Raw genomic sequence first — 15,473 nt, 5'->3', positions numbered from 1 at the left:
ACAAGTGCCATAAATGTTCATAAATATTTTACAACCATACCATTTAACTGTTACAGAGGCTGTAAAAAAAACCTTTTGGCAATAAATAGGTTAAAAGTTAAGTTTTAATAACTCACTATCAAAAACACATCACTACCGTGCAAAAACAATTGAGATATACCATATTAAAGTATTTGCTGATTACTATCCCCCTCAGCATAAGCTTGTACCAGCCTGCTTTGGCGCAGGTTCAGGCCACTACCGACTCACTTAAAACCGACTCGTTACAGCGTGATACCGTAAAAAAGCCAAAAGTTGAATATGCAGGGCAATATGACATCAGCGACCTGATACAGAATGTAATTCATCCCAGTAAGAAACCCGATTCGCTCAAGAAAAAATCGGGTATTACCCTAATGCCCAATGTAGCCTCAAACCCAAGTATTGGTTTTCAAATTGGTGTTAAGGCAGTTGCAGGGCGTGTGCTGGGCAGTGAGCCGGGTACATTAATGTCTGTAGCGGCAACGTCGGCATCCATTACCACTAAGGGTATTATCTATTTTTATTTAAGTCATAATGTGTTTACACCCGGCAACCACTGGAATCTACAAGGTAGCCTGGTAGCCGCCAAAACCCTGACACCCGATTTCGGCATAGGTATAGGCGAAGCCGCTAATGGCAGCGAGGCGGACAGGATATTATCTAACCCTGACCGCAAGGGCTATGTACTGCACTCCTACTTTTACAATCTCCGCGAAAAAATATACAAGCAGGTTACTAACAACCTATTTTTAGGCGCGGGCTTATCCTTTGATATCAGGCGAAGCATTGAGGACCGTAATAACCCGGTTGGCGAAAAACTTACGCCGTACTACATTTATAACGAACGAAACGGCTTTAACAACGCCAATTACAGCTCAAATGGTTTATTGTTCAACGCACAATACACCACGCGCGACAATCAGAACCGCGCGTACAAGGGTATTTATGCGGATGCCGGTATCAGGGTAAATCAAACCTGGATAGGCAGTACCAAGAATGCCACGCAGCTCACCACTGATTTCAGGAAATATTGGAGCCTGTCAAAACGTAACCCTGAGCACGTGATAGCCTTTTGGAACTGGACCTCATTTGTTATAGGTGGTGCCCTGCCCTACCTGGAACTGCCGGGCACGGGGCGTGATCCAAGCTTTCGCAGTGGGCGCGGATATACCGTTACCTACTTTAAAGGTACGCAATACGCTTATTCCGAGGTGGAATACCGTTTCCCGATCACCCGGAACAAGTTTATCAGCGGGGTAACTTTCTTTAACCTTCAAACGGCCAATGATGATCTGGGTACAAAGATAGGCCAGGTATGGCAACCCGGCGGCGGCGCGGGTTTACGTGTACTGTTTAACAAGGCAACACGTACCAATCTTTGTATTGATTACGCGTTTGGTAAATATGGAGCAAAGGGCTTATTTTTGGGCTTGAATGAGGCCTTTTAAAGCTTGCCGGTTTTAATATCGAAAATATCTTTAAGCGCGCGTTTGGCGGCATTGTAACCGCACATACCATGCACACCACCACCCGGAGGGGTTGATGATGAACAAATGTAAAGGCCCTTGGCTGATGTTCGGTATGGCGACCAGCGCAGGGCGGGACGAGTATATAACTGCCCGATATCGATTATTCCGCCATTTATATCGCCGCCTATGTAATTGGGGTTATGCTCCTGCATCTGGGCGGTATTAAAGGCATGCCTGGCGAGTATCCTATCCTTAAAACCTGGCGCAAACCGCTCTACCTGGTTCTCAATAATGGCCGTCATGTCTTTAGTCGAGCCGTTGGGTACATGGCAGTAAGCCCAAACCGTTTGCTTGCCTTCAGGAGCGCGTGTGGCATCATAAGTACTTTGCTGGGCCATTAGCACATAAGGTTTTTCGCAATGTATGCCCGCGGCGGATGCCTTTTCGGAGATCTCTATCTCTTCCAGCGTACCCCCAATGTGCACGGTGCCTGCCTTACGGCATTCTTCGGCTGTAAAAGGCACCGGGCCGTCAAGCGCCCAGTCAACTTTAAATACGCCATCGCCATAACGGTAACGCTCCAACTGCCATTTATAAATGGACGAAAATTTATGCCCGGCAATTTGCAGTAGTTGTTTCGGCGTAACGTCAAAAAATATGGCACGTGCCGATGGCAATTGCGAAAGCGAAGTGATGTAGGTATTAACCTCTATCTTTCCGCCTAATGATGTAAAGTAGCCTGCCAGCGCATCGGCAATACTTTGCGAACCACCTTTAGGAATTACCCAGCCGCCTATATGCCCGTTAGCCAGTAGCACCATGCCAATGGCCGATGTAGCGATATTGCTGAGCGGCTGTATGGAATGTGCTGCCATCCCTGCAAAAAGGCCTTTTGCTTGTACGGTTTTAAACTGTTTAGCCAGCATGGTGGCCGGTTGCAATGCCGAAAGGCCGAAATGCGCCATGGCAAAAGGCTTGGATGGAATATGCAGCGGCCCCAATATATCGGCAGCCATACTTGGCCAGTTTTTTACCACCGGACCAATCAGTTTACGGTAAGTATCCGCATCGGCACCAAGTAATGAGGCTGTTTCATCAACCGAGCGCTTTAATACCGCTGCGGTACCATCATCAAACGGGTGGGCGGCATCAACCTCGGGGGCTATATATTCCAAGCCATGCTCATGCAGCGGCAGCTTGCTAAAAAATGGCGAGCCTGCTGCCAGCGGATGTATGGCCGAACAAATATCATGCTTAAAGCCGGGCAGGGTGAGCTCGGCTGTACGCAGGCCGCCGCCAATGGTGCCCTTGCCCTCAACTACCAGTACCTGTAAGCCTTGTTGCTGTAACAGTATGGCCGCCGCGAGTCCGTTAGGGCCCGAGCCTACTACTACGGCATCATAATCCTTTTTATCAGCCATATCACTTAATTACCTGGTTAAATATGCAAAATAAAGGGGGATAAACATACAGTTTACCCCCCTGGCACTTTAACCTACTTGAAACTAATTATATAAATTCTTTTTTATTAACCAGCAGCGCCGAACTGTACACTGCCGATATTACCTCACCTGCCGAAAAACTGTTGCCCGTGTTATGATATACGTGCCGGTAAGTTACCTTGCGGCGGGCATCGGTAACATAAATTGCAGGCAGCAGTACTTTTTGAGCTGCCTCATTGTTCCAACCGGATAACAGCTCATGGTATAGCCCTAACTGCTGTGCTAAGGCATGCTGCTCATCAACATAAAAACTGAGTGTAAGGCTGTTAAGCCATGCTATCTGCTCTAAATGCTGCTCACCTTCGGGTATTATCACCAGCAGGTTACCACCGTTAGCTTTCACTTCGGCCTGTATGGTGTTAAGCGAACGCAGTAAGTTTAAACCGGTATCGCCCCATTTGCCCGAATAAAAGGCAATTACCAGCGGCTTGTTGTTAAACTTTTTAAGATCAATATATCCATGTGTTATGGCCCCGTTGTAGTACTCGTACCAGCGGTTACTATCGGCAGTAAGGCGCAGATCAGTATAGTTGCCTGATAGCGCGCTGTGCGAAACGGTTTGTTTATTGAGCGATAAGCGGGCCTCGTTTAGCGCCACTTCATCGTAAAGAGTATACGTGTTCATTTAAATTTGGTTGTTGCAAAAAAGTACGATCAATTGAGTTTATTTTTCAGTTCGATCAATTGCAACAACAACACATACCGGCACTTGGTTGGCAATGGAGCGTGATTTTTTTAACAGATGTTAATTGTTGTGTCTTCATGGCATGATGATACAAATGTATATAAAATCTATATACTTAGTAGTATACTAATCAAAATCAATCAATATTTTTTATAAAATACTGAATAACAGATAAATTATTTTTTTTCAGTGAGATATTGATCGTGAAAAAACATTCATTACTATAACCCCGCTAACGATCATGGTCATGCCGATGACGGCCGGTGCATCCAGCGATTGCCTGAACACGAATACTGATACCAGCGCGGTAAGCACAATGCCCAACCCGCCCCATATGGCGTAGGCCACCCCTAATGGTATGCTTTTTAATGAGATAGAGAAGAAGTACAAACAGGACAAATAAGCAACTACAGCAATAACAGAAGGTACAAGTTTAGAGAACTGATTAGATGCCTGGATAAAGCTCGAGCCAATCACTTCGCAAAGGATGGCCAACGCCAAAAAAACATATTTCATAGATAGAGGTGTTTACGCAAAAGTAAGATTATTGGACTGCTAAATGACAACGATTTAGTTAGAACCTTTCCTGTTTATGTTGTTATATTTGCCATAGCCACAATTTAAAGTTTTTTATGACGATCACTATTTTGGCATTCGGTGTTGCTAAGGACATTTTTAATGCCCCATCCATACAATTAGAACTAATGAACGATGCCACCGTAATGAGTCTGAAATATACTTTGGAACAGGAGTATCCACGGTTAAAACAACTGTCATCCTATCTTATCGCCGTAAATAATGAATATGCACTGCCTGAGGATTACATTCATCAGCGTGATGAAGTGGCCATTATCCCACCTGTAAGCGGCGGATAATGATGAGCAGCTCTCTTGTAAACATACTTATAACTGATGCGCCGCTGGATATTACCGCTTGCAGCCAATGGGTAATGACACCCGAAAGTGGCGGCATTGATGTATTTATAGGTACGGTACGCAATGCAACCAAAGGCAAAACCGTTTTACGCCTGGAGTTTGAGGCCTATCAAACTATGGCCATGCGCGAAATGGAAAAGATAGCCACCGCGGCGTTTGAGCAGTGGCCCTTGCAAAAGATATTGATACACCACCGTACAGGCGTTTTACAGGTTGGGGAGATACCGGTTATCATCGCCGTATCTGCCGCGCACCGGGATGCCGCCTTTACCGCCTGCCGTTATATTATCGATACCCTGAAACAAACCGTGCCTATCTGGAAAAAGGAATTTTTTGAGGATGGCGAGGTATGGGTAGCCGCGCACCCTTAAACCCGGCCAATCAACCGTTTTCGTCGAGCCACTCATTTAAGCCCCCCTTCAGGGATGCCGCTTTACTATCGGGCAGGGCGTTTTTAACTATCTTAACCGCTTCGGCACTGCGTTTGCCCGAGGCACAATAAAATACAGTGGTTTTAGCAGGATCAACTTCGTGCAAATTATCTTCAAGCCGGTTAAGCGGTATATGCTTTCCGCCGATATGATGCGCCTGCCGTTCTTCATCGGTACGTACATCTATCAACTGCGCATCGCCACGCGCCATTATTTCTTTAAGTTCGGTTTGATCAATATCCGGCACACTCTCATCAGCAACCGGCAAGGTAACAATATTGGTTTTTGTGTAGGTACCTATCTTTACAACCCGGCTTTGCAGCGTTTGGGCATCAAACACCAGCAGTTTACCGGCAAGCAGCTCGCCGGTTTGCGTGATATATTTTATTACCTCGTTGGCTTGCAGGCAACCTATTATACCGGCCAGCGTAGGTATTACACCGCCTTGCGTGCAGTTGGGTATCTGCGCTGCATTTACCTTCGGGTAAAGGTCACGGTAATTGGGTGAGCGCTCGCCATTGCTTTGGTCAACGTTCCATACTGCTACCTGGCCTTCAAATTGGTAAATGGCTCCGTAAACCAGTGGTTTCCCGCTGATAACCGCGGCATCGTTCAGTAGGTAGCGGGTTTCAAAATTGTCGGTACAGTCAACCACTACATCATACTCAGCCATAAACTCAAGTACGTTTTTGGGCGATACACGCTGCTCGTACGGTACAAACTCAATCCCGGGGTTTTGCTGTTTAAGCTTGCGGCAGGCTACGGCTGCCTTGTTACTTCCCGTATCATCCGGCCCAAACAACACCTGCCGGTGCAGATTACCCTCGCTAACCGTATCAAAATCAGCAATACCGATAGTGCCCACCCCCGACGAAGTGAGGTATAAAGCTGTTGGGCACCCTAAACCGCCCATACCCACAATTAAAACACTGGCCTGCTGCAAACGCTGCTGTGCTGCCTCACCAAAGCCGGGTAAGGCTATCTGGCAATGGTATCGTGCCCAATCATTAGTCATGTGATGCTATTTTTTGGTGTAGTAATAGTTTAATGCGGTCATGCTCGTCCGGTGTGTTCACATTTGTGAGCGCGTCGGGGTTTGCAGGTGGTATAAGCGAGGTATCGCTGTTTATCAGCACCTTGCGCGGGCAGCTATATCCCTGCGCTAAAAAAGCCAGCAATTGCGGGTAGCTTTTAGGCTCCCAAATGGTAATAAGCGGCTCGGGCAAACCATCAAACGTGCTGGTATACGCCGTGGCTATAGCGGCAGGGTTACGCAAAGCTATCAGGTGTTGTATTGTTGTTTCATCCAGCAGAGGCAGATCTGTGGCTACGACCAGCCAGGCACTGTCCGGCTCACTGCGAAAAGCAGACAAGATAGCCCCGTAAGGCCCCAGATCGGTGAAGGTATCGGGCAACACGGCATAACCTGTATGCACCTCATCCTGCTGCTCTGCACGGCAGGATATATATACGTTGCTGCAAAACCCGCGCAGCATATCGGCAACGTGATAACGCTGTTCCTTACCGTGCCATTTTACGGCGGTTTTATCAAAGCCCATGCGCTGGCTTTTGCCACCGGCAAGCACCAGGCCGTTAAGCTTAGGCTGGTTTTGTATGAGTTTACCTTTAAAAAAAGTAATTATCCCTTGCAGATCATCCACTTTAAGCATGGGTATATCGCGCCAATTTAATACGGCATCCTGCACAAAATCAAATACCTCATTAGTGTTATCACTTACCAGAATCAGCTCCACGTTTGTAAGGTTGGCCGCCCGCTTTTGGAGCGATGCCTTTTTGTTTTCATCCAACACTAAAACCTGCGCCTTAGCCTGCTGATGATTGCCGTTTACCAGCACAAAGTCAGCCTGCGAAAAATGCTGCCTTAATTGAAATGGCGATAACGGCGCGGCATAGCTTAACTGCGAATATTGTAACTGATCGGTATACTCTAACACCGCGCCGGCATTTAACCTGCCCGGCGGCAGTATCATGTCATCGGTATGTGTGGTATCGGCGTAAGCGCCTTTATAATCGGGAGCCAGCCCTTTGATCACATCATCGGCCAATAGCTTTATCACGGTACAGGGCGCTCCCAATATGGCCCACTCGCTACGCCCGAAATTTCCCAGCGACGGCCTCGCCATTTTGGTATGTTTATTATGCCCGTTTAAAATCATGCTTCCCTCCTGTTTTTTCAACAAGCCTTGTTTCTTTTATCACGATATTATGGCTCAAGGCCTTACACATATCATAAATGGTAAGCGCCGCTATTGACGCGCCCACCAATGCCTCCATCTCCACTCCTGTGCGGGCTGTTAATGCAGCGGTACACTGCACCACCACCTCACGCTCAGGGTTAAAGCTGATGGTTACCGAGCAGTTATCTAACCCCAGCGGGTGACAAAGCGGTATCAACTCACCGGTTTTTTTGGCCGCCATAATACCTGCTATAATGGCTGTTTGAAACACCGGTCCTTTTTTGGATTGCAGCTCATCGCCACTAAGTAAAGTTAAAACTTCATCGGGCAATAAAACAATACTTTGGGCTACGGCCCTGCGGGCGGTTACCTGTTTGGCCCCCACATCAACCATGGCGGGGTTGCCTTCACTGTCAATATGCGTTAAGTCCATATTTTATAACGGGTTAATGAGGTGCACACGATAAACTTCGCCTTTATTGAACACCGATTTACCGGCCGGTAATTCCATAAAGCCATTGGCATCGGCCAGGTTGGCAAAATCGCCGGAGCCATTGCCTGCAATTGGTTCGGCAATTAATTGTGCCTGCTCATTTACCAGTAACTTAACCTGCAAAAAGTATTTTAGCTCGGGTTTAAATTCCAGGTCATTATCCAGCATGGCGTAAACCGGCGTGGGTTGCTGCCTACCTAAAGTGGCATATAGCCAGGGTAGAAAATAACGGTGCATACACAGGTACACCGCCACAGGGTTACCCGGAAAAGCGAATACAGGCACGCCATTGCCATGTTTACCAAACCAAAGCGGTTTGCCCGGTCGCTGCGCTACCTTATGAAACAGTTGTTCAACACCCAATACGTTCAATACCTGCGGCAGATAGTCGAACTTACCGGCTGATACACCACCGGCCAGTATAATGGCATCGTAATACTGAAAACATTGCGATAACTGGTTACGCATAACTTCCGGATCATCGGGCAAATGCAGCACCGATGCCTCGTAACCCAGTGATTTAAGGATAGCCTGCGCGGTATAATTGTTTGACCGCCTTATCTGGAAAGGCGTCGGGCGTTTATGCACCTCTATCACTTCATCACCTGTCGAGATAACCACGACGCGCGGCATCTTTTTTACCCGTACCTCGGCCTCGCCTACTGACGCGATAAGGCTCAACACCGCCGGGGTAATTAACTGACCGGGCACAGCCAGTACATCGCCCTGCTTCCGGTCGGCACCTTTTAAGTGCAAGCCCTGCCCTTTTTCAATTGTGGCCAGGTTGATGATCGCCTCACCCTCGCCAATGGTGATATCCTCATAACGGATCACTGTATCCACAGATTCCGGCAAGGAAGCCCCTGTCATTATCTCTATACATTCTTCATCGCTGTCAACCTCAACGGGCGCTGCACCCGCCGCCTGTACCGCCTTTATTTTAAATATGCGGATGCCCTGCTCAAAGGCGCTATATTTTATGGCGATGCCATCAACCATCACCCGGTTATAGGGGGGCATATCTCGGTCGGCACGGATGGTTTCGGCCAGTACACGGCCTGCCGAAGTATCAAACATAGTGATCTCGGCACCGAGGTCGCTTTTATTTTCGAGTATTATCTGCTCAGCTTGTTCAACTGTTATCATAGTAAATTTTTATCCGCCAATGACGGCCATTGATTGGTGAATTGACGCGGTTGACTTTACCAGGCGCTCAGCCTCGTGGCCATCAGCAGCACGATGTTTCAGGGCATACAACAATGCCCGTTTTACTTCTTCATCATTGTTACCTGTGCGCAGCATATCACGCAGGTTAAGTACGCCATCATCATACAAACAGGTTTTTAATATACCCGTAGGCGTAACCCTGATGCGGTTACAGGTACCGCAAAAAGTACGTGAATAAGCGGCGATTACCCCCACATTGCCTTTATGGCCGGGTATATTATAATTGTAGGATGTTGAATATGGCCCATCCACCGCCTTAATTATTTGCGGATGATGCTGCCTTATTTCCTCCATAATACGCACATGATCCCATGCTATTCCGCTGAACTGGTGCCCATCGCCATTAAAAGGCATTTCCTCAATAAAACGAACGCTTACGGGCAGCTCACGGGTCAACTCAACCAGCGGCAGTATATCCTGCGTGTTGCGGCCTTGCATCACTACAGCATTTATCTTTACATCGATATCGTGCTTCAGCAGTTGCTCCAGCGTGTGCATTACTGCCGCGAATTCATCACGGCGGGTAATGGCAAAAAATCTTGCTGCATCCAGCGTATCCAAACTCAAATTTACCGAACGGATACCCAGGCGTTTTAACTCGCTCACATAAGGCGCGGTAAGTACACCGTTGGTGGTAATCGTCAGTTCATCCAACCCGGGCAAAGCGGATAAAGAGGATAACAACTGCATAATATCACGCCGTACAAAGGGTTCGCCGCCGGTAATGCGGATCTTATTCACGCCCATGCCTACCATTAAACTGCTGATGCGAAGCAACTCCTCGTAACTAAGCAGTTCGACACGTGAAAGCCAATCAAGACCATGCTCGGGCATGCAGTAAAAACAGCGCAGGTTGCACCTGTCTGTCACCGCAAGGCGCAGGTAATTTATTGGCCGGCCATGGTTATCTGTAAGCAAACGCGTTTAATTTTATTTGTAAAAGTAACGATTTAACGGTGGCTATGTTACAAAAAAGTCCTGCCGGTTGCGCGGCAGGACTTTAATTATGATAAGCCAGTGCTTATTTTTTTACAGTAAACTTATAGATGGTATGTGTTTTATAAGTTTCGCCCGGTTTTAATACCGTTGTTGGAAATGATGGCTGATTTGGTGAATCAGGATAATGTTGTGTTTCCAGCGCGAACGAGGTGCGGAAATCATCCTTTTTACCATACTTCATCTCATTTTTTGACTGCATAAAGTTACCGCTGTAAAATTGCAGGCCCGGCTCCTCGGTATAAATATCCATGGTGATACCGCTCTTATCGCCGGTTATGGAGGCGATTGATTTGCTGATATCGTGCTTATTCAGCACAAAGTTATGATCGTAACCTTTGCCGTTTTTTAACTGCTCGTTGGCGTTGGTATCAATACGGGCACCTATTTCGGTAGGCTTGGTAAAATCAAACGGTGTACCGGCCACCTTATCAATCCGGCCAAACGGAATTAAACCCGCATCAACCGGGATATAAGTATCGGCATCAACCTGTAAAACGTGTTCCAGGATGTCGCCGCTGCCGCAACCGTTCAGGTTAAAAAAGCCGTGGCTGGTAAGGTTACAAACGGTAGTTTTATCGGTAGTAGCCTCGTATTTAATATCTAAAGCGTTATCATCAGTAAACTGGTAAGTAACCTTTACTTTAAGGTTGCCCGGAAAGTTTTCCTCACCATCTTTTGACAGGTAGGTAAGCACCAGGGTTGATGAATCGGGCTGTGCGCCATCCCAAACTACATACTGAAAGCCTTTTTTACCGCCATGCAGCGTGTTAGGGCCGTTATTGGTAAACAGGCTATAATCCTTACCTTCCAGCTTGAACTTGCCTTTGGCAATGCGGTTGCCATAACGGCCTATAAGCGCGCCGTAATAAGGCTCGGTTGAATTTACAAAGCCTTCGGCACTGCCGGGGCCAACAATTACGTCAGTAAGTTTGCCATCCTTATCAGGCACTTGCAGGCTAACCAAACGGCCGCCATAGTTGGTGATGCCTACCTGGGCACCGCTTTTATTTTTAAGGGTGAAAAGCTGAACTTTTTTACCATCAATGGTGGTATCAAACGCGGCGGCTTGAGGTGCCGCTGCAGCGGTAGTACTGTCGGTCATAGTGTCGGTTGAATTTTTGCTTGCTTGCTGATTACAGGCAGACAAATATATTGCACAAACCGGTAATGCCATTGCGATTGAACGCAGAAAATGTTTTTTCATGTTTTGATTTTGGTTTATTGGTTTATTTTCCGTTGAGTTTTTTGATCAGGTCAACCTCGGCCTGTTTGTATGGGGTACCGTCTTTTCTAAAAACATCATGAAACCATAACGGTGGCTCACTGCCATCAGGTATTACTTTCTCCCATGAGAAGATGGTATTTGTTTTGCCTGATACAAAGCCCCAGTTTATGGCAGCTACATTTTGCTCTTTCAGCATCGGCATTACCGTTTCAAATGTACTGTTGCGGGTACGCGCCATGTACTCGGTACATATCAACGGGCGGGCGTGGAATTTTAACACCTTAACCATGGCCGTATGCGGCTCAACCGCGTCATAATTATGATAAGTGATCACGTCTGAATTATTGGCCTGAAACGCATTCAGGTCATACAAATCCCAACGCCATACACCGGCACTGATGGGTTGCGACGGGTTTACCGTCCTCGCCCATTTAAATACCTCAACCAGTAGTTCCATTGAGGCATTGCCTTTGTCTTTATTGCCGGGTTCGTTATATAAATCCCAAAGTAAAATGCGCTTATCATTTTTAAAGGTGGTTAGTATATCGGTAACATACTTTTTAAGATAGGCAAAGTCCTCCGGCTTTTTAACGATAAAGCCAGGATCCTGCAACCAGCCGGAATTGTGTACGCCCACCTTTGGTTCAGGCTGCTTGCCCGGCTTGGCACCGGTATTCCAGCAATCATCAAAAAACACAAACATTATTTTGATGTGGTGCTTATCGGCCAAGCCTAAAAACTGATCGATACGTTTTTTAAAGCCGGGGGCATCAGCCTTCCAGGCCTGGCTGTGTAAAAATACGCGCATCAGGTTAAAGCCTATGCCTTCAGCCCAACCGAATTCCTTATCAATAGCCGCCGGGTCAAACGTTTCGGCCTGCCACATTTCCATTTGGTTAATGGCATAGGCCGGTATGTAATTGGCGCCGCTCATCCACGGGTATTGGGCATACCAGGTGTTGGCTTTTTCCATCGTCCAACGGCCGGGGATGACAGGCGGTGTGTACGCAGGTTTCTTAGCAGCATCCTGCGCATTTGCTACCGTTGCAATACATAACATTGCCGCGGCTAAAATACTTTTGATTTTCATTTATAAGTAGTTTAATTGGTTTTTATTTAATTCCGGATGGTTTAGCCAAGGGCTTACTGGTACTTAGCGGAACGCCAAAATTGGGTGAGCCATCCTTATTCCAGGTAAACTTTTGCGCACGCGGCGAACGTTTATTGCCGCAGCCGTCGCCGGGATTTGAGTTGGCGTGATATAAAATCCAGTCCTCCTTACCATCAGGCGATTTAAAGAAGGAGTTATGCCCCGGCGCGTAAACGCCTGTTTCGGGCGATTGCTTAAATACCGGCTCGGGCGATTTAGTCCATGATTTAGGATCAAGCAGATTGGCATTGGCCTTTGTACGCAGCATACCCAGTGCGTAATTATCCGTCCAACAGGCGCTGGCCGAGTAGATCAGGAAAACATCCTTACCGTGTATCAGTATCTGTGGCCCTTCGTTCACGTCTAAATGTTTGCCTCCGGGCAAATCGCCGTCCTTTTCCCAGGCATAGGTTGGCGTGGCTATCATTACCCGTTCGCTGCTAATGGTCCAGGGGTTGATCATTTTGGCGATGTATATGTTCTGCTTTTCATTCACATCACCTTCCCAGCCTGCCCATATCATGTAAAGCTGACCTTTGAGTTCAAACACCGAACCATCTATCGCCCATTTGCCACTTGGGTCTTTTACCTGTCCTTTAAAAGTCCATTCGCCCTGCATCGGGTCGGCAGAGGCATTCTCTACCACATACATACGATGATGATCGTTATTGCCATCATCGGCTGCAAAATACATGTACCATTTTCCTCGGATGAAATGCAGTTCAGGTGCCCAGATCTCTTTGGAGTACATGGTGCCCGGTGGTGGTGTCCATATCGTTTTTCTTTCGGCTGATTTAAGGTCGGTAATGTCCTTAGTTTTCCAGATAGCTAAGTGGTTGCCAGTGGTGTGGGTGTAATAATAATATCCGTCTTTATAAGTATTCCACGGATCGGGCCCGCCCGGCAGCAGCGGGTTGGTAAATGTGGCTGTTTGCTGGGCAAAACCCGCACAAAATGCAAGGCAAAGCCCTAAACATAAAAGCGCTTTCTTCATTACGATAATTTAATTGGTAAAGGCAAATATAATTTTCTCTAACAATTAAAAAATGTAAAAGCTACATTTATTTAAGTTTTACAGGTTATAAACGCATCAAAAGCCGAAACCGCCATCCTCAACAACGGCACTCTGGCAAATATAAGTAGGCACTATGCCGGTTGAGTGGATGTTTGATTCCGCATCGCCGGGCAGGGTATTGCCTGATAGTACCAGCACAGTATCCAACCCGAACTTATTGCCGCCCATAATATCGGTAAACAGGGTATCACCTACCATAACAATATCTTTTTTGCTGATACCGCGGCGTTCGCGTATCATATCATAAGCGAACATGAACATTTGCGAATCGGGCTTACCAAAGCGGATAAACTCCTTGCCCACTATGCTTTCAACCATATTAGCGATACCGCCAATAGCCACGGCAATATCATTAGCGGTAAGCGGGTAGGCATAGTCGGTATTGGCTACAATGGCCGGGATAGGGCGCTTACGCAAAATGTTCACGGCCTTGTTGATATCCTCAAACCAGTTAAAGCCTTCGTCATCCATAAAAACGAGGGCATTAACCTTATCAATATTTGTACTATCAACTTCAGATACAGGCAATGTGTGCCGCCCGTTGTTCTCGATATAGTGTGCCGATTCGGGTGTACCCAAAAAGGCCACGATGCCGTCCTTAACTTTAAGATCCAGGTATTCCTTGGTGAGCATACCCGATGAAATGATACGTTCCGGATCAATAACAGTTAACCCTTTTTTATGGTATGACGCGGCCAGTTCTGCCGGGCTGCGCGATGCATCGTTGGTAACAATGTAATACTCCTTGCCTTGTTTGGTAAGGTATTCAAACGTTTTTTCAATACCCGGTACCAGGCCCTCATAGTTCTTTAAAACGCCAAAGGCATCAAAAAATATAATCTCGTAACGGTCAATTATCGATTTAAAGTTATCTATACGCTGCATTAAGTAAGCTTTAAGGCATCAATTATCTTTTCAGCATTAAAATCCCTGTCAACTGATGGCAGGTAGATCTCAAACGCCTCGGCCTGTAACTTTTTGGCATACTGCTCATGAAAAAAGTACTTGCCATCCTTAATTACATAATTAAGGATAAAAAAGCGATAAACCTCCTTTAAAAAGCGAATTTCATCAGCCTTAAGCGGGTTTATCTTGTGATACTCCTTCAGGAAAAGTATAAAACGGTCCTCCATCATGGTATCGATCACGTAGCTGAATACCGTACGATCACCAATGGTAGATACTACCCTGCTAAAAAAGTAAAAATCAAGTATGCGGTAACTCATCCTGAACCAATCATAATCCCAGCGTGAATACAGTTCCAGATCAGGCGTTACCGAGAAGTTACCGATGTTCCAGTCAATAAACACCGGGATGATCTCGAACGAGTTAAGGTTATATTTTGAGCGATTTTTCAGGAACAGTTCGCAATGGTATTTTATATAGTCGGCCTGCATACGGCTGCCAAACTGTTTTTCGTTTTTGGCTATCTGCTCCAGCAAAATATTAATATCCGTACGCAGCGTTTTTGATGATTTGGGCAGCACATTTTTAACCCTTGAACAGGCTTTGTGGAACTTGCCCACCTGCTGCCCCAGCTTCATGATATGCTCCTCCTCCAGTTGGCGGGGCAGGCGCGTCATGATGCGGGTGGGATTATAAAACACTACCCATACATCATTTTTACCCTGCTTATAGCGGTAGGTGTAAACCCGGTTATTTTTTAACAATGATTTTGAAAGCAGTGTTTCAAACGGGTAAAGCAGGTTGTTTGACAGGGCGTGGATCAGCCGGTGATCCTCTTTAAAATGCTCGTACTTACCAAAATAGGATAGCTTGGCGATGATGATATCGTCATCATCAAACGTAATGCGGTAAACGTGATTGGTTGACACCTTCGCACTGATATCGTCGATTGTTTTGATCGTTTTCGACGCATCGTATCCCTCCCATGCGGCCTTTATAATAACTGAGTAGTCCATTTAGAATTTATAATCGCCGCAAAGATTGGGAATTATTTTCAGTTTTACTCATCCCCTGCCCCTCTCTGCTGCGCAAAGAGAGGTGAAATTTCTTACATGATACTCCCGGAAATAAATCCGAAATCAAACCTCCGCAATGCG

Annotated in this window: 16 protein-coding genes; 3 read left to right on the top strand and 13 right to left on the bottom strand. The window is 46.5% G+C overall.

What is annotated here, in order from left to right; translation table 11 throughout:
- The first annotated feature begins 137 nt into the window (after nucleotides 1–137).
- Nucleotides 138–1,469: a BamA/TamA family outer membrane protein gene (locus LJ707_RS14235; RefSeq protein WP_228952066.1), complete on the top strand. Its 1,332-nt coding sequence runs from the start codon at nucleotides 138–140 to the stop codon at nucleotides 1,467–1,469.
- Here LJ707_RS14235 and LJ707_RS14230 read toward each other — a convergent pair.
- The 3 genes from LJ707_RS14230 to LJ707_RS14220 form a co-directional block, all read right to left on the bottom strand.
- The gene (locus tag LJ707_RS14230; protein ID WP_228952065.1) at nucleotides 1,466–2,911 is read right to left on the bottom strand and encodes an NAD(P)/FAD-dependent oxidoreductase; all 1,446 of its coding nucleotides are present in this window, start codon (nucleotides 2,909–2,911) and stop codon (nucleotides 1,466–1,468) included. The genes LJ707_RS14235 and LJ707_RS14230 overlap by 4 nt on opposite strands.
- Before the next feature lie 88 nt (nucleotides 2,912–2,999).
- A complete protein-coding gene (locus LJ707_RS14225) occupies nucleotides 3,000–3,617 on the bottom strand; it encodes a redoxin domain-containing protein (protein WP_228952064.1) in 618 nt (205 codons plus the stop codon).
- 246 nt (nucleotides 3,618–3,863) lie between these two features.
- Complete coding sequence (locus LJ707_RS14220; protein ID WP_228952063.1) at nucleotides 3,864–4,193, bottom strand: multidrug efflux SMR transporter; 330 nt, start codon at nucleotides 4,191–4,193, stop codon at nucleotides 3,864–3,866.
- Nucleotides 4,194–4,309: 116 nt separating this feature from the next.
- On the opposite strand from LJ707_RS14220, the gene LJ707_RS14215 reads away from it, so the two are divergent.
- Both LJ707_RS14215 and LJ707_RS14210 read left to right on the top strand, forming a co-directional pair.
- Complete coding sequence (locus LJ707_RS14215; RefSeq protein WP_194099769.1) at nucleotides 4,310–4,552, top strand: MoaD/ThiS family protein; 243 nt, start codon at nucleotides 4,310–4,312, stop codon at nucleotides 4,550–4,552.
- Nucleotides 4,552–4,983: a molybdenum cofactor biosynthesis protein MoaE gene (locus tag LJ707_RS14210; protein WP_228952062.1), complete on the top strand. Its 432-nt coding sequence runs from the start codon at nucleotides 4,552–4,554 to the stop codon at nucleotides 4,981–4,983. The genes LJ707_RS14215 and LJ707_RS14210 overlap by 1 nt, the downstream gene beginning before the upstream one ends.
- 10 nt (nucleotides 4,984–4,993) lie before the next feature.
- Here the strand turns inward: LJ707_RS14210 and LJ707_RS14205 are convergent, their stop codons facing one another.
- The 10 genes from LJ707_RS14205 to LJ707_RS14160 form a co-directional block, all read right to left on the bottom strand.
- Nucleotides 4,994–6,058 (bottom strand): HesA/MoeB/ThiF family protein, encoded by a 1,065-nt coding sequence (locus LJ707_RS14205; protein WP_228952060.1) that lies wholly within the window; start codon nucleotides 6,056–6,058, stop codon nucleotides 4,994–4,996.
- Nucleotides 6,051–7,187, bottom strand: coding sequence for an NTP transferase domain-containing protein (locus LJ707_RS14200; protein ID WP_228952058.1), 1,137 nt, complete (start codon nucleotides 7,185–7,187; stop codon nucleotides 6,051–6,053). Before LJ707_RS14200 ends, LJ707_RS14205 begins: the two co-directional genes overlap by 8 nt.
- A 13-nt stretch (nucleotides 7,188–7,200) precedes the next feature.
- Entirely contained in the window at nucleotides 7,201–7,674 is a 474-nt protein-coding gene (gene moaC, locus LJ707_RS14195) for a cyclic pyranopterin monophosphate synthase MoaC (RefSeq protein WP_228952055.1), read from the bottom strand.
- Nucleotides 7,675–7,677: 3 nt separating this feature from the next.
- Nucleotides 7,678–8,880, bottom strand: a complete 1,203-nt coding sequence (locus LJ707_RS14190) for a molybdopterin molybdotransferase MoeA (protein WP_228952053.1) — start codon at nucleotides 8,878–8,880, stop codon at nucleotides 7,678–7,680.
- Nucleotides 8,881–8,889: 9 nt separating this feature from the next.
- Nucleotides 8,890–9,879: a GTP 3',8-cyclase MoaA gene (moaA, locus tag LJ707_RS14185; RefSeq protein ID WP_255678929.1), complete on the bottom strand. Its 990-nt coding sequence runs from the start codon at nucleotides 9,877–9,879 to the stop codon at nucleotides 8,890–8,892.
- A gap of 103 nt (nucleotides 9,880–9,982) precedes the next feature.
- Nucleotides 9,983–11,062 carry an aldose epimerase family protein gene (locus LJ707_RS14180; RefSeq protein ID WP_228952051.1) on the bottom strand — a complete coding sequence of 360 codons (1,080 nt, stop codon included), beginning with the start codon at nucleotides 11,060–11,062 and terminating at the stop codon, nucleotides 9,983–9,985.
- 124 nt (nucleotides 11,063–11,186) lie between these two features.
- Nucleotides 11,187–12,275 carry a cellulase family glycosylhydrolase gene (locus LJ707_RS14175; RefSeq protein WP_228952049.1) on the bottom strand — a complete coding sequence of 363 codons (1,089 nt, stop codon included), beginning with the start codon at nucleotides 12,273–12,275 and terminating at the stop codon, nucleotides 11,187–11,189.
- Between the two features lie 22 nt (nucleotides 12,276–12,297).
- Nucleotides 12,298–13,329 carry a family 43 glycosylhydrolase gene (locus LJ707_RS14170; protein WP_228952046.1) on the bottom strand — a complete coding sequence of 344 codons (1,032 nt, stop codon included), beginning with the start codon at nucleotides 13,327–13,329 and terminating at the stop codon, nucleotides 12,298–12,300.
- A gap of 96 nt (nucleotides 13,330–13,425) precedes the next feature.
- Nucleotides 13,426–14,295: an HAD-IIA family hydrolase gene (locus LJ707_RS14165; RefSeq protein WP_228952041.1), complete on the bottom strand. Its 870-nt coding sequence runs from the start codon at nucleotides 14,293–14,295 to the stop codon at nucleotides 13,426–13,428.
- Complete coding sequence (locus tag LJ707_RS14160) at nucleotides 14,295–15,332, bottom strand: hypothetical protein (protein WP_228952040.1); 1,038 nt, start codon at nucleotides 15,330–15,332, stop codon at nucleotides 14,295–14,297. Before LJ707_RS14160 ends, LJ707_RS14165 begins: the two co-directional genes overlap by 1 nt.
- Between the last annotated feature and the right edge of the window lie 141 nt (nucleotides 15,333–15,473).

Source organism: Mucilaginibacter sp. UR6-1, assembly GCF_020880975.1.
GTDB lineage: Bacteria > Bacteroidota > Bacteroidia > Sphingobacteriales > Sphingobacteriaceae > Mucilaginibacter.
Note: the sequence above shows the minus strand (reverse complement) of the source record. Positions and strands in the feature narration are given on the sequence as shown.

Coding starts and splice junctions, on each gene's coding strand:
- LJ707_RS14225 (WP_228952064.1), bottom strand. CDS start 3,617: ATGAACACGTATACTCTTTACGATGAAGTGGCGCTAAACGAGGCCCGC.
- LJ707_RS14220 (WP_228952063.1), bottom strand. CDS start 4,193: ATGAAATATGTTTTTTTGGCGTTGGCCATCCTTTGCGAAGTGATTGGC.
- LJ707_RS14160 (WP_228952040.1), bottom strand. CDS start 15,332: ATGGACTACTCAGTTATTATAAAGGCCGCATGGGAGGGATACGATGCG.
- LJ707_RS14190 (WP_228952053.1), bottom strand. CDS start 8,880: ATGATAACAGTTGAACAAGCTGAGCAGATAATACTCGAAAATAAAAGC.
- LJ707_RS14200 (WP_228952058.1), bottom strand. CDS start 7,187: ATGGCGAGGCCGTCGCTGGGAAATTTCGGGCGTAGCGAGTGGGCCATA.
- LJ707_RS14230 (WP_228952065.1), bottom strand. CDS start 2,911: ATGGCTGATAAAAAGGATTATGATGCCGTAGTAGTAGGCTCGGGCCCT.
- LJ707_RS14170 (WP_228952046.1), bottom strand. CDS start 13,329: ATGAAGAAAGCGCTTTTATGTTTAGGGCTTTGCCTTGCATTTTGTGCG.
- LJ707_RS14205 (WP_228952060.1), bottom strand. CDS start 6,058: ATGACTAATGATTGGGCACGATACCATTGCCAGATAGCCTTACCCGGC.
- moaC (WP_228952055.1), bottom strand. CDS start 7,674: ATGGACTTAACGCATATTGACAGTGAAGGCAACCCCGCCATGGTTGAT.
- LJ707_RS14165 (WP_228952041.1), bottom strand. CDS start 14,295: ATGCAGCGTATAGATAACTTTAAATCGATAATTGACCGTTACGAGATT.
- LJ707_RS14175 (WP_228952049.1), bottom strand. CDS start 12,275: ATGAAAATCAAAAGTATTTTAGCCGCGGCAATGTTATGTATTGCAACG.
- LJ707_RS14210 (WP_228952062.1), top strand. CDS start 4,552: ATGATGAGCAGCTCTCTTGTAAACATACTTATAACTGATGCGCCGCTG.
- LJ707_RS14180 (WP_228952051.1), bottom strand. CDS start 11,062: ATGACCGACAGTACTACCGCTGCAGCGGCACCTCAAGCCGCCGCGTTT.
- LJ707_RS14215 (WP_194099769.1), top strand. CDS start 4,310: ATGACGATCACTATTTTGGCATTCGGTGTTGCTAAGGACATTTTTAAT.